The organism is Pseudomonas sp. PS01299, assembly GCF_029960145.1.
Taxonomy (GTDB): domain Bacteria; phylum Pseudomonadota; class Gammaproteobacteria; order Pseudomonadales; family Pseudomonadaceae; genus Aquipseudomonas; species Aquipseudomonas putida_A.
Map to the genome: position 1 here is coordinate 28529 of NZ_JASCPO010000031.1, position 13938 is coordinate 42466.

The 13938-nt window shown below is 61.7% G+C and carries 12 protein-coding genes; 3 read left to right on the forward strand and 9 right to left on the reverse strand.

All coding sequences use genetic code 11. The features are described from left to right. Nucleotides 1–223: 223 nt before the first annotated feature. Both QMX91_RS08550 and QMX91_RS08555 read right to left on the reverse strand, forming a co-directional pair. Nucleotides 224–1936 (reverse strand): amidase, encoded by a 1713-nt coding sequence (locus QMX91_RS08550; RefSeq protein ID WP_282412557.1) that lies wholly within the window; start codon nt 1934–1936, stop codon nt 224–226. A 139-nt stretch (nt 1937–2075) separates the two neighbouring features. Next, the gene (locus QMX91_RS08555; RefSeq protein WP_223008895.1) at nt 2076–2864 is read right to left on the reverse strand and encodes a helix-turn-helix transcriptional regulator; all 789 of its coding nucleotides are present in this window, start codon (nt 2862–2864) and stop codon (nt 2076–2078) included. An 85-nt stretch (nt 2865–2949) separates the two neighbouring features. Here QMX91_RS08555 and QMX91_RS08560 point away from each other — a divergent pair, with 85 nt between their 5' ends. Then, nucleotides 2950–3948, forward strand: a complete 999-nt coding sequence (locus QMX91_RS08560) for a bile acid:sodium symporter family protein (RefSeq protein WP_064587897.1) — start codon at nt 2950–2952, stop codon at nt 3946–3948. Between the two features lie 97 nt (nt 3949–4045). On the opposite strand, the gene QMX91_RS08565 is transcribed toward QMX91_RS08560, so the two are convergent. Both QMX91_RS08565 and QMX91_RS08570 read right to left on the reverse strand, forming a co-directional pair. Then, on the reverse strand, nt 4046–4240 hold the full coding sequence (locus QMX91_RS08565; RefSeq protein ID WP_027613057.1) for a PLD nuclease N-terminal domain-containing protein: 195 nt from the start codon (nt 4238–4240) through the stop codon (nt 4046–4048). 54 nt (nt 4241–4294) lie between these two features. Further along, nucleotides 4295–4909 (reverse strand): response regulator transcription factor, encoded by a 615-nt coding sequence (locus tag QMX91_RS08570; RefSeq protein WP_134786614.1) that lies wholly within the window; start codon nt 4907–4909, stop codon nt 4295–4297. Nucleotides 4910–5022: 113 nt separating this feature from the next. Here QMX91_RS08570 and QMX91_RS08575 point away from each other — a divergent pair, with 113 nt between their 5' ends. Further along, a complete protein-coding gene (locus QMX91_RS08575; RefSeq protein ID WP_282412554.1) occupies nt 5023–6648 on the forward strand; it encodes a hybrid sensor histidine kinase/response regulator in 1626 nt (541 codons plus the stop codon). A gap of 1 nt (nt 6649) precedes the next feature. On the opposite strand, the gene yecR is transcribed toward QMX91_RS08575, so the two are convergent. The 5 genes from yecR to QMX91_RS08600 form a co-directional block, all read right to left on the reverse strand. Beyond that, nucleotides 6650–6958, reverse strand: a complete 309-nt coding sequence (gene yecR / locus QMX91_RS08580; RefSeq protein WP_027613060.1) for a YecR family lipoprotein — start codon at nt 6956–6958, stop codon at nt 6650–6652. 33 nt (nt 6959–6991) lie between these two features. Continuing rightward, nucleotides 6992–7306, reverse strand: coding sequence for a hypothetical protein (locus tag QMX91_RS08585; RefSeq protein ID WP_098964292.1), 315 nt, complete (start codon nt 7304–7306; stop codon nt 6992–6994). A gap of 184 nt (nt 7307–7490) precedes the next feature. Next, complete coding sequence (locus QMX91_RS08590) at nt 7491–8090, reverse strand: phage infection protein (protein WP_282412555.1); 600 nt, start codon at nt 8088–8090, stop codon at nt 7491–7493. A gap of 531 nt (nt 8091–8621) precedes the next feature. Then, on the reverse strand, nt 8622–9794 hold the full coding sequence (locus QMX91_RS08595; RefSeq protein ID WP_282412556.1) for a PLP-dependent aspartate aminotransferase family protein: 1173 nt from the start codon (nt 9792–9794) through the stop codon (nt 8622–8624). Continuing rightward, nucleotides 9791–11167 carry a cystathionine beta-synthase gene (locus tag QMX91_RS08600; RefSeq protein WP_098964290.1) on the reverse strand — a complete coding sequence of 459 codons (1377 nt, stop codon included), beginning with the start codon at nt 11165–11167 and terminating at the stop codon, nt 9791–9793. Before QMX91_RS08600 ends, QMX91_RS08595 begins: the two co-directional genes overlap by 4 nt. Before the next feature lie 392 nt (nt 11168–11559). Between QMX91_RS08600 and metE the strand changes: the two genes are divergently transcribed. Continuing rightward, complete coding sequence (gene metE, locus QMX91_RS08605) at nt 11560–13848, forward strand: 5-methyltetrahydropteroyltriglutamate--homocysteine S-methyltransferase (RefSeq protein ID WP_282412558.1); 2289 nt, start codon at nt 11560–11562, stop codon at nt 13846–13848. The last annotated feature ends 90 nt before the right edge of the window (nt 13849–13938 follow it).

The window sequence follows — 13938 nt, forward strand, 5'->3', positions numbered from 1 at the left end:
TTGCGTTCCTTCAGTGCTGAACGGTTTCAGGGATTTTCCAAATGGAAAGTCTATCGAGCGAGAACGTTACTCGCCGACCTGTTCCACCGCTACTGTCAGAACTGTCAGTTGCCAGTTATGGGGGGGTGTGTTGGCAGGATTGTATTGATGCAGAGATAAGTGACAGGGCATTGCAATCAAAAGCGGATTGAGACCCTTTCGAGTCTCAATCCAACCCAGCTTTTTACTTGCCGGCAGTCAACGCCGGAGTACGCGGCGGCACCTGACGCTTCGATCCGGTAGCCTCGAACGCCGAGGCCAGACGCAACAGATTCGAGTCATCGTAAGCACGACCGGCGAAAGTCAGACCAACCGGCATGCCGATGTCGGCCATGATCCCCATCGGCACAGTGACAGTCGGCACACCGAGATGCCGGATCGCCAGATTGCCGTTGGCGACCCAGACGCCATTGCTCCAGGCGATGTCCGCCGATACCGGATTGATATCGGCATCTGCCGGGCCGACGTCGGCGTTGGTCGGGAACAGCACCGCGTCGAGTTTCAGCGCATCCATCCAGTCTTCCAGATCAAGCTTGCGGGTCTTTTCCAGACCGCGCAGGCCATCGGGCAGGGTCGGGATCTGGTCCCACGGGGTGATGCCGCGTTGGGCCATGCGCACGTATTCGTCCATGCCGGCGGCCAGGTCGCCCTCACGGTTGGGCAGGGTGCCCGGGTCGTGCGGGAAGATCTTCGGCCCGTCGACATCGGCCAGGCGATTGAGCTTCGGATCGCCGTTGGCGCGCAGAAAATCGTCGAAGGCCCAGGCCGACAGATCCCACAGTTCGTGGTGCAGGAATTCCTTGGAAACGATGCCGCGATTGAACACGGTCGGCGCGCCGGGGCGGTCGCCTTCGCAGTTGGAGACCAGCGGGAAATCCACTTCGATGACTTCGGCGCCGGCCGCTTCCAGAGCGGCGCGGGCCTGTTTCCACAGGTCGATCACTGACGCACGAGTGTTGATGCGCTGCCCGGTCGGGCCGCCGATGCCTGGGACTTCGCTGGTGCCGGCTTCGGGGTCGGCATTGATGTACATCTTCGGCACACCGAGGCGTTTGCCGGCCAGTGCATCGGACTTCACCGCCAGTTCGGCGTAGGACGCCGGGCGTACCGAGGCAACGCTCGGGATCGGCACCCACGGCTGCAGGCGCCACAGATCGCCACGGGTGTCGGGGTCTTCAGCAACCACAACGTCGAGCACTTCGAGCAGATCGGCCATGGTGCGGGCGTATGGCACCACCACGTCCATGGTCGGCGTCAGCGGCCAGTTGCCACGTACCGAAATCACTCCGCGCGACGGCGTATAGGCGCACAAACCGTTGTTCGATGCCGGGCCGCGACCGCTCGACCAGGTTTCTTCCGCCAGGCCGAACGCCGAAAAACTCGCGGCAGTGGCGGTGCCGGCACCGTTGGACGAGCCGGAGGCAAACGGCGCGGTCAGGTAGGCCGCGTTGTACGGACTTTCGGCCCGGCCATAGACGCCACGCTGCATGCCGCCATTGGCCATCGGCGGCATATTGGTCTTGCCCAGGCAGATCGCTCCGGCGGCACGCAGGCGTTCGATGGTGAAGGCGTCGCGATGCGCCACCAGATCGGCGAATGCCGGGCTGCCGGAAGCCGCGGTCAGACCCTTGACCAGATAGCTGTCCTTGGCGGTGTAAGGGATGCCGTCGAGCGGGCCGAGGGTTTCGCCCTTGGCGCGGCGTGCATCGGACGCCTGGGCCTCTGCCAGTGCTTCGGGATTGCGTACGACCACGGCGTTCAGTGCAGTGGCCGTGTTCGGGCCATCATAGGCGTCGATCCGGGCCAGATAGGCCTGCACCAGTTCAACCGCGGTGGTCTGGCCGGCGTCGAGCGCCGCGCGTAATTGAGCAATGGAGACTTCAGTGACTTCGATCATGCTGTTACCGCCGACAGGTTCGCTAAAGGGGTGGGTCATTATGGTTATCGTCGAAACGTGTGAAGAATTACCGATGAGCGAAACTCTACCCTGAACTTTGCCGAATGGCATGTGCTAATTCGATAAATATCGACAAAACTCAGCGAAAAAATTCCCCCGGTGTCTCGCCAAACTGTTGGCGGAAGGCTGCGATGAACGCCGAGGTCGAGTCATAACCGCAGGCCAGAGCCACGTCGGTGACGCGTTCGCCACGTTCCAGCGGGGTCAGTGCGCCGAGCAATCGCAAGCGCTGACGCCAGGCACGGAAGGTCAGGCCGGTGTCGCGTAAAAACAGGCGGCTGAGGGTTTTTTCGGTGACGCCGAATTTGTCGCTCCAATGGTGCAGTGTGGTCTGCTGTTCCGGATGTTGCTCAAGGCTTTGATAGATTTGCCGCAGACGGCTGTCCTGCGGCAGTGGCAGCATCAGGTCGATCTGCGGCGCCTCGGCCAGTTGATCGAGGATCACCTGGGCCAGGCGGCCGTGCGCGCCGGTCTCGTCGTATTCCACCGGGACCAGACTGAACTCGCGGATCAGCTCGCGCAGCAGGTCACTGACGCCCAACACATGACAACGTTCAAGCGCCCAGCCGGCCACGCTGCAATCGATGTACAGGCTGCGCATTTCCGTGTGCGGCGAGCTGAACACTCGGTGCGGCACGCCCGCCGGAATCCACACCGCGCGCTCCGGTGGCGCGACGAAACGCCCGGCGCTGGTCTGCACTTCGAGCACGCCCTGAATCGCGTACGACAATTGCACCCACGGGTGGCTGTGACGCCGGGTCAGTGCGCGATTGGGCAGCGATTCGGTGCGTCCGTACAGCGCACGGGGCAGGCTGGGCAGCCCGGGAATGCTGCGCCTGAAGCTTTTTTCATGTCCTTTAGGCGGCATCTGTTGGCTCTTCGGCGTTAGTCGGTAATTTCTGCTCACGTTAGAGTCGCAGTCACGTACTGGCAACCCCCGGATGAACAAGCCCATGACTCGCCCAAGATTCCTGCCCGACAACTTCACCCTGACCCTGATCGGCGTCGTGCTGCTGGCCAGTTTTCTGCCGGCCAGCGGGCAGGTCGCGGTGGGGTTCGGCTGGCTGACCAATATCGCCATCGCGCTGCTGTTTTTTCTCCACGGCGCGAAACTGTCGCGTGAATCGATCATCGCCGGGGCCGGCCACTGGCGCCTGCACCTGTTGGTGTTCGGTCTGACCTTTGTGCTGTTCCCGCTGCTCGGGCTGGCGTTGAAACCGCTGCTGTCACCGCTGATCGGCGACAAGCTGTACATGGGCATGCTGTATCTCTGCGCGTTGCCCGCCACCGTGCAGTCGGCGATCGCCTTCACCTCGCTAGCCCGAGGCAATATCCCGGCGGCGATCTGCAGCGCGGCAGCGTCGAGCCTGTTCGGGATCTTCCTCACGCCATTGCTGGTGACGCTGCTGCTGAACGTGCACGGCGACGGTGGCTCGACCCTGGATGCGATCCTGAAGATCAGCGTACAACTGCTGCTGCCTTTCATTGCCGGGCAGATCGCTCGGCGCTGGATCGGCGCGTGGGTCGGGCGCAACAAGAACTGGCTGAAGTTTGTCGATCAGGGGTCGATTTTGCTGGTGGTGTATGGCGCATTCAGCGAGGCGGTCAACGAGGGCATCTGGCATCAGATTCCGGTAGTCGATCTGCTGGGGCTGGTGGTGGTCTGCTGCATTCTGCTTGCGCTGGTGCTGTTGGCGTCGACCTTGCTGGGCAAGGCGTTCGGTTTCAGCCAGGAAGACCGCATCACCATTTTGTTCTGCGGTTCGAAGAAGAGCCTGGCCACCGGCGTGCCGATGGCACAGGTGTTGTTTGCCGGCAGCACGATTGGTGTGTTGATTCTGCCGCTGATGCTGTTCCATCAGATTCAATTGATGGTCTGCGCGGTGTTGGCGCAGCGCTATGCCAAGCGTCCGGAATCGGTGCCGGAGCTGATGGCGCAGGTTGATCCATAAACACTGCATTCCCTGTAGGAGCTGCCGTAGGCTGCGATCTTTTGATCTTGAAAGTCAAAAGATCGCAGCCTGCGGCAGCTCCTACAGGGGGATTTTCTCAATCCTGCGTAACGTGTTTCGGCCCGGCCAGTGCCCAGGCAATCAGGCCAAACAACGGCACGAACACGATGGCGATAATCCACACGCCTTTGTTGCTGCCTTTGCCTGCGCTCTTGCGCACGCGGTTGATCGCCCACAATTCAACGATCACAAGAACGACGGCGAGTACGATCCAGACGGGTTCAATTTGCATGGGCTACCTCCTGATGGTCTTTCAGTTAGGTGAGTCCAAGCGCGCAGGGTTCATTTAAATTGTGCCGCTGCCTCCTGAATACTTCACCGCAGCGGCTGCCCGCGACGGCACATTGAGCGTGCGCAACAGCGACGACACGTGGATGCGCACGGTGAACGGCGAAATATCCAGTTCCCGGGCGATCTCCTTGTTGGTCTTGCCTTGGGCGATCAGCCGTAACACATCCTGCTGACGCGGGGTGAGGGCGGTGCCGGTCTCCAGCGGCAGCAGCCCGGAAGGCGCGAACCTGACCAGCACTTCGCCTTCGCGGATCGCCAGAATCGCCTGGCCGATCTCATCCGGGACAATGTTCTTGCCGATGAAACCGTCGATGCCGGCCGCCATCACCTCACCGATCAACGCCTCGTCGTCGACCATCGACACCACAATCAGCGTGGTGCGCGGCAGTTTTCGGCGCAGTTCGGCGAGTTGGCTGATGCAGGTCAGGCCGGGGAAGCGCAGGTCGAGAATCAGTGTGTCCGGCTCGCTGCCGTCGGGCAGCAAGGCCAGCACGGCGTCGAGGTCGCCGGCCTCCTCGATAGTCGCCTCGGGCAACAGGCGCTGCACGGTGCGCCGCATGGCTTCGCGAAACAACGGGTGATCGTCGGCTATGATGATGCGGCATGTCATGACGTGACCCTCCCTGGATCAGCGTGGTTTACGGCATGCACCTTAGCACCGCGTACGCAGATTGCCTGCCGGCCGCTGCTGAATCTGACGACTGTCGCACAAGGACGTTGCCCATGAAGTTCGAGAAAAACACCGAGCTGGATCAGGCCAATCTGCGGATCATCATCGCCAGCATTGCCATGGTTTACATCTGCGTGCTCGGTGTATTGCCGGGTCAGCGCTTCGATGTCTATCTGCCGGTGGTGGTCTACATCACGCTGTTTCTGCTGGCGTCGATTGTCTTGCGCCAGGCCATCGCGCGCTGGCCGGGGCATTACCCGGCGCGACGAATATTCGCGATGATCCACGATTACACCGGCACCTGTTTCGGCCTGGTGCTCGGCGGTGAAGCGGCGTTGCCGCTGTACGCGGTGATCATCTGGGTCAACCTGGGCAACGGCATGCGTTACGGCTCGCGTTATCTGGCGATTGCCACCGGGTTGGCGCTGCTGGCGTTGCTGGCGGTCTATCGGTTGACGCCGGTGTGGCAGGCGCAGCCGTACATGGTGCTGATGTTGATGCTCACCAGCACCGTGATTCCGTTCTACGCGCACTTGCTGCTGGAGCGCACGCGCAAGGCCTCCGAAGAGGCGGTCGCGGCCAATCTGGAAAAGTCGCGGTTTCTCGCCCAGGCCAGCCATGATCTGCGCCAGCCGATTCATTCCATCGGGCTGTTCACGGCGTGCCTGCGTGAGTCGCGGCTGGGCGAGCAGGAACGGCAACTGGTCGACAACATCGACCGTTCGCTGCTCAACGTCTCGCAGTTGTTCCGTTCGATTCTTGACCTCTACACCCTCGACAACGGGCGCATTCTGCCGAGGCTGCAGGTGTTCAATCTCGGCGAGTGGCTGGCCGATCTGATCCGCCAGAACGCCGAGGCGGCGCGCTGGGCTGGCGTGGAGTTGCGTCTGCGTCCGTGCCAGCACTGGGTACAGAGCGATCCGGCGTTGCTCGCGACCATGGTGCAGAACGTGCTTTCCAATTGCTTCAAATACGGCGCGCAACGCCCGGTACTGATCGGCGTGCGCAAGCGTGGCAACGGGCTGGCCATCGTGATTTATGACCGCGGCAACGGCATTGCCGAGGAGCATCTGCCGAAGGTCTTCGAGGAGTTTTATCGAGTGCGTCAGGTGCGCGACAAGGACGTGGAAGGCGTCGGCCTCGGGCTGTCGATCGTCAAGCGTCTGGGGCAGTTGATCGGCGTCGATGTGGCCTTGCGCTCGCACCTTGGGCGCGGCACGGCGGTCTCCCTGTATGGCTTGCCGGTGGCCGTGGCGCCGCAGTTGCCGGTCATGCGTGACGATGTGCGGCAGGCCGGCCTGTTGACCGGGCTGAAGGTGTGTCTGGTGGAGGATGACCGCAACGTCTTGCTGGCGACCTCGGCGCTGCTCGAGCGCTGGGGCTGCGTGGTGCAGGGCGAATTGAGCGGGCAGGGGCTGGTCACCGATTGCGACATCATCGTCGCCGATTACGATCTGGGTCCACATTCCACGGGCATCGAGTGCATTGACGAGGTGCGGCGCCAGCGTGGCTTTGCGGTGCCAGCGATGATTATCACCGGGCATGACATCGAGAAAATACAGGCGGCCTTGCACGACCGCCAAATTGCCATCCTGTCCAAACCGGTACGCCCGGCCGAGCTGCGCGCGACCTTGCGCAGCCTGCGCGACCGGCAAACCGAGCCGGCCGAGCAGGTTTGACTCAACGCTTGCAGAGGTAGTCCTGAGTGATGGTGGTTTGCAGGCAGTTGAACTGGCCCATGGTGCGGCAGATGTTCTTCTCGGAACCGGTCACCTCGGCGTTCTTGTAACCCCAGGTCTTGCAGCGCTCCATCGCCACAGTCAGGCCTTGCGCGGCGTTGGTCTGGCCGCTTTCGAACTGACCCAATTCGTAGGAGACCTGGACCACGCCGTCGTTCTTGCTGCCACCGGTGGCTTCCCATTGTTTGGGCGTGGCGCAGCCTGTCAGAGCGAGGGCGGTGAGAGTGAGAGTTGCGATCAGGATTTTCATGATGGAACGTAGTCCTTTACCGGGGATGAAGGTTTACTGGAACGGAATCGGCGAGGCGCCTTTGGGCAGGCACGACAGCGGCGGGGTCATGATGCCCATGCTCGCCACCGCGATAATCGCGCCGCTGGGCAACTCGCAGTTGTACTCGCCGGCGGGGGTGTACGCGGTGTAGTAGGTGAGGGTGCTGTCGCTGCGGATGTTGTCGATTTTCGACACCGGTTTGCCGATGACTGTCTGGGCGCGTTCTTTCATGCTGGCTTCGGTGGGTTTGGCGGTCTGGCAGCCGCTGGCGCCAAGCAGCAGAGCGCTGGCGATCGCCACTTTGCACAGGTTGGAATGCAGTTTCATGGTGTTTCTTCCTTGGTGTTGTTCTGATTTCCAGGCACGACGATCCCGCGCACTGCACAGCGGCAATGTTGGGGAGCATCGGGGGTTGCGAGGGAATATAACGCCGGTGGGCGGGGCGGTCGATTAGCACAAATGTGCTAGTGCGGCGGAGGGAGAGGCGACCCAACGGGTCGCCCCGCGCCGATTACTGAGGAGAGTTGAACTGGTCGGAATAGCTGCCGGTCATCAGCGCCGACGCGACGCGATCAGAACCGACGCCGACGCGTGAGTAGGCATAGCGATTGGCGCCGACCTTGTCGGTGCCGTCGGAAGCCAGTGCGCCTGCGCCGACGTGATCGGAGCCATCAGAGGCGACTGCGCCAGCCCCGACGTGATCGGAACCATCCGAGGCGACTGCACCAGCCCCGACATGATCAGAACCGTCCGAGGCGACTGCACCAGCCCCGACATGATCCGAACCGTCCGAGGCGACAGCACCAGCGCCGACGTGATCGGAGCCATCAGACGCCACTGCACCGGCTCCGACATGATCGGGGGCGACAGCACCAGCGCCGACATGATCGGAACCGTCCGAGGCGACAGCACCAGCGCCGACATGATCGGAACCATCCGAGGCGACTGCGCCAGCCCCGACATGATCGGAACCGTCCGAGGCGACTGCTCCAGCCCCGACATGATCCGAACCATCAGAGGCCACAGCCTGCGGCTGCGCAGCCCAAACCGGTGGCAACATCACGGTCGCCGCGACCGCAAGAATGGCGCCTGATAAAAGCGTGTGTTTCATGATTTTCTCCACGACCCATCAGCCACACAGCATTCGTTGGCCCGGGGTTGACCAGGTTGGCAATTGGCACGGGCGCGCTCGATGGGCGCACGGGTGTCGACGTTTTTGCATGAAACCGCGTTCGCGAACTGAAAAGTATAGATCGGCAAAATGCAGGCGCAGGTGCGACAACATGCAAGCGATAGTCGGTTAACTTCCTTGCACAGGGGCGCTTGAAGGAAATCAGTCTAAAAACACCACCCGCGACTCGATGGCTTTTGCTAGCCTCAAAGGTGTAGGCGAAGACGCAGACTGATGCGCAAGCGGATAGCAAGGGGACGTGGGGCGCGTTCCGAAGGGTACACGGTTAGAAAGATCTCCGCGCTGAGATCCAGCCCTTATGCCGTGTGAGGCAGCAAAGCACCGCTCTTTTTCCATGGTTGCTTTTGTACTGTGAGAGGCCCGATAAACCTTGTAAGCCAGAGACCAGCACTGGCCGCCTACTCAAACACCAAAGCCCGCATTACTGCGGGCTTTGTCGTTGTTGCAGGATCAGATTTTGGTCAGCGCGTACGCCAGATCAGCGCGCAGGTCTTCGAGATCTTCGACCCCCACCGACAGACGCACCAGGCCGTCGCCGATGCCCAGTTTGGCGCGGGTTTCAGCTGGAATAGTCGCGTGGGTCATGATCGCCGGATGCTCGATCAGGCTTTCAACACCGCCCAAACTCTCTGCCAGGGCAAAGATCTTCACGTTTTCCAGAAAGCGCCGTGCGCCATCCAGATCACTGTTTAGATCCACCGAGATCATCCCGCCAAAACCATGCATTTGCCGTTTGGCCAACTCATGCTGCGGGTGCGACGGCAGGCCCGGGTAGTAGACGCGTTTGACCTGCGGTTGCTGCTCCAGCCACTTGGCCAGTTCCAGCGCGTTGCAGCAATGACGCTCCATGCGCAGCGCCAGAGTCTTCACCCCGCGCAGGGTCAGGAACGCGTCGAACGGGCCGGAAATCGCGCCAACCGCGTTTTGCAGGAAGCCGAGTTTGTCCGCGAGTTCGGCATTCTGCCCAACCACCGCGATACCACCGATCACGTCGGAGTGACCGTTCAGGTACTTGGTGGTCGAGTGCAGCACGATGTCGAAACCCAGCTCCAGCGGGCGCTGAATGTACGGGCTGGCGAAGGTGTTGTCGGCAACGCTGATGATCCCGCGTGCGCGGCAGATGCGCGCAATCGCGGCCAGATCCGACAGGCTCAGCAGCGGGTTGGTCGGCGACTCGACAATCACCAGGCGGGTGTCGTCCTGCAGCGCCGCTTCGAACGCCGCCAGGTCAGTCAGATCGACGTAGCTGAAGCGATGCCCGGCGCTGCGCTGGCGCACCTTGTCAAACAGACGGAATGTGCCGCCGTACAGGTCATTGCCGGAGATCACGTGCGAACCGGCATCGATCAGTTCGAGCACGGTGGAAATGGTCGCCAGCCCGGAAGCGAACGCGAACGCGCGGGTGCCACCTTCCAGGTCCGCCACGCAACGCTCCAGGGCAAAACGCGTCGGGTTGTGCGAGCGCCCGTAGTCGAAGCCCTTGTGCACGCCGGGGCTGTCTTGCAGGTAAGTCGAGTTGGCGTAGATCGGCGGCATCAGCGCACCGGTGGTCGGGTCAGGCGTTTGCCCGGCATGGATCACCCGGGTCGCGAAGCCTTGGGATTTATCGTCGTGCTGACTCATGCGAGGGATCTCCGTAATTGGTTGAGCATGTCGGTGCGGGTAATCAGGCCGTGGAAGCCCGAAGCATCGGCGATGATCGCGACGAGGCCGCGACTGAGCACCGCTTCCAGCTCGGCGAGGTTGGCACCGGGGGCGAGGGTTTGCAGTTTGTCGGTCATCACGCTGGACACCGATTGACTGAAGCGCGCAGCGTCTTCGTGCACCGGCAGCAGGATGTCCGACTCGTCGATCACCCCGACCAGTTGTTTGCCTTCAACCAGCACCGGCAGCTGCGAGACATCCGCCAGGCGCATGCGCTGAAACGCGGTCAGCAGGGTGTCGTCGGGGCCGACGCTGATCACGCGGCCGTCTTCGAAACGGCGGGCGATCAGATCACGCAGGTCGCCATAGCGTTTGCGCTGCAACAGGCCCTGATCGGTCATCCACTGGTCGTTGTAAACCTTGGACAGATAGCGCGTGCCGGTGTCGCAGACGAAGCTGACCACGCGTTTCGGCTCGGTCTGTTCGCGGCAATAACGCAGCGCGGCGGCGAGCAAGGTGCCGGTCGACGAGCCACCGAGAATGCCTTCGGCGCGCAGCAACTGGCGGGCGTGGTCGAAGCTTTCTTCATCGCTGATCGAGTAGGCGTGACGCACGCTGCTGAGGTCGGTGATCGACGGAATGAAGTCTTCGCCGATGCCTTCCACCGCCCACGAACCGGGCGTCGGCATCGTGCCGTCGCGGCTGTACTGAGCCATCACCGAACCGACCGGGTCGGCGAGGACCATTTGCAGATCCGGCTGTACCCGTTTGAAGAAGCGGCTCAGCCCGGTTAGGGTGCCGGCGGAACCGACGCCGACCACGATCGCGTCCAGATCATGTTCGGTCTGCGCCCAGATCTCCGGCGCGGTGCTGCACTCGTGTGCCAGCGGGTTGGCGGGGTTGTTGAACTGGTCGGCGAAGAACGCGCCGGGAATGTCTTTGGCCAGGCGTGCGGCCACGTCCTGGTAATACTCGGGGTGGCCCTTGCCGACGTCGGAGCGGGTGATGTGCACCTCGGCGCCCATGGCTTTCAAGTGCAGGACTTTCTCGGTGGACATCTTGTCCGGGACTACCAGTACGACGCGGTAGCCTTTGGCCCGGCCGACCAGCGCCAGGCCCAGACCGGTGTTGCCGGCGGTGGCCTCGACGATGGTGCCACCCGGTTGCAGGCGCCCGTCGCGTTCAGCGGCATCGATCATCGCCAGACCGACGCGGTCCTTGATCGAGCCGCCGGGGTTTTGTGATTCCAGTTTGAGAAACAGTGTGCAGAGGCCGGTATCGAAGCGGGTAACTTGTACCAGCGGCGTATTGCCGATCAGCCCAAGTACGGCAGGGCGTGAATCCTTTGACATTTCTTCACCTCTTGTAGTGGTGTTGATCGCGTTCCATTCGCGGGGAAAAGCTCGCGTGCAACATAGGCTTAGACATGATCCGTCGCAACCTTTAACCCGCCGCTGCGCCAGCCATTTCGATCTAACCATAGAACAGAATCGCAGCCTGCAAGCGCCCGGTTTCAGAGGGTTTACATCAAGGCGCCATCGAGTATTGAAAGGGCGTCGTGAGCTTCGCCTGCAGCTTGATCTGCGGATGAATATCCTGCAGGGCAAACCGTGTTTTCAGCGGAAAAACAGCTCACATCTGATCATGAGAGAAACTCGTGATCATCAAGATTAAAATGAGTTTGTCTCACTAGCGCTTGATCTCGACAATGGCCGCCATCAACAAGACATTGGAGTTGTTTGTCATGGCACTGGCCCATTCCCTCGGATTTCCGCGCATCGGTCGCGACCGCGAACTGAAAAAAGCGCAAGAGGCGTTCTGGAAAGGAGAACTGAACGAGGCCGGCCTGCGTGAAGTGGGTCGTGAACTGCGCAAGGCCCACTGGGACTTGCAGAGGAACGCCGGCATCGAGCTGCTGCCGGTGGGTGATTTCGCCTGGTACGACCAGGTGCTGACCCACTCGCTGATGTTCGGCGTGATTCCCGAGCGTTTCCGACCGCACGACGGCAAAGCCACGCTGCAGACCCTGTTCGGCATGGCCCGTGGCGTCAGCGACAGTTGCTGCGGCGGTGCGCATGCGCAGGAAATGACCAAGTGGTTCGACACCAACTACCACTATCTGGTCCCGGAATTCAGCGTCGATCAACAGTTCCAGCTCGGTTGGGAACAGTTGTTCGAAGAAGTCGAAGAGGCCCGCGCACTGGGCCATAACGTCAAACCGGTGATCATTGGCCCACTGACTTATCTATGGCTGGGCAAGGCCAAAGGTGCCGAGTTCGACAAGCTGGAATTGCTTGATCGCCTGCTGCCGCTGTACGGACAGATCTTTGCGCGCCTCGCCGCCCTTGGTGTGGAATGGGTGCAGATAGACGAGCCGATTCTGGTGCTCGACTTGCCCCAGGAGTGGAAAAACGCTTTCGAGCGAGCCTATAACCAGATCCAGCGTGATCCGCTGAAGAAACTGCTCGCCACTTACTTCGGTGGTCTGGAAGAGAACCTCGGTCTGGCCGCCAATCTGCCGGTCGATGGCCTGCACATCGATCTGGTGCGTGCTGCGGAACAGTATCCGACCATCCTTGATCGCCTGCCGGCCTACAAGGTGCTGTCGCTGGGTGTGGTCAACGGCCGCAACGTCTGGCGCTGCGACCTGGAACATGCGTTGGCAACTTTGCAGCACGCACATGAGCGCCTGGGTGATCGCCTGTGGGTCGCGCCATCGTGCTCGTTGCTGCACAGCCCAGTGGATCTGAACCGCGAAGACCAGCTCGATGCCGAGCTGAAAAGCTGGCTGGCGTTCGCCGTGCAGAAGTGCGAGGAAGTCGCCGTGCTGGCGCAGGCGGTCAGCGAGCCGGAAGCGCCGAAAGTGCTGCGCGCCTTGGCCCAAAGTCGCTCGGTACAGACCAGCCGCGCCGCCTCGCCTCGTATTCACAAACCGGCAGTGCAGGCCCGTGTGGCGGCCATTACTGCACAGGATAGCCAGCGCCAATCGCCATTTACCCAGCGCATCGCCCAACAGCGCGCCGGTCTCGATCTGCCGCTGTTTCCGACCACCACTATCGGATCGTTTCCGCAAACTGCGTCGATCCGCCTGGCGCGTCAGTCGTTCAAGCAGGGCAAACTGAGCGAAGCCGAATACACCGAAGCGATGTACAGCGAAATCCGCCACGCCGTGCAAATCCAGGAACAGTTGGGCCTCGACGTACTGGTGCACGGTGAAGCCGAGCGCAACGACATGGTCGAGTACTTCGCCGAGCAGTTGGATGGCTACGTGTTCACCCGTTTCGGCTGGGTGCAGAGCTACGGTTCGCGCTGCGTGAAACCGGCGGTGATCTTCGGTGACTTGAGCCGCCCGCAAGCCATGACCGTGGAGTGGATTCGCTACGCCCAGGGCCTGACCGACAAGGTTATGAAAGGCATGCTGACCGGCCCGGTGACCATGCTGATGTGGTCGTTCCCCCGCGAAGACGTGTCCCGTGAAGTGCAGGCGCGGCAACTGGCGCTGGCGATCCGTGATGAAGTGGTGGACCTGGAAGCCGCCGGGATCAAAATCGTGCAGATCGACGAAGCCGCCTTCCGCGAAGGCCTGCCGCTGCGCCGCGCGCAATGGCAGCACTATCTGGATTGGGCCGCCGAAGTGTTCCGCCTGTGCGCCTCCGGTGTACGCGACGAAACGCAGATCCACACGCACATGTGCTACAGCGAATTCAATGATGTGATCGAGTCCATCGCCGCCATGGACGCCGACGTGATCACCATCGAAACCTCGCGCTCGGACATGGAACTGCTGGAGGCGTTCGAGGCCTTCGATTACCCGAACGAGATCGGCCCAGGCGTCTACGACATTCACTCGCCGCGGGTGCCGGATGCTTCGGAGATGGCCAACCTGCTACGCAAGGCAGCCCAGCGGATTCCGGCGGAGCGGTTGTGGGTCAATCCCGATTGCGGCTTGAAAACCCGTGGCTGGCCGGAGACTGAAGCGGCGCTGGTGCACATGGTTGCCGCCGCCCGCCAGCTCCGCAAAGAACTGGCCTGAGAGGACAACCACCAAAACCTGTGGGAGCGGGCTTGCTCGCGAAAGCGGAGTGTCAGCTAAATAATTTTCGACTGACACTCCGCCTTCGCG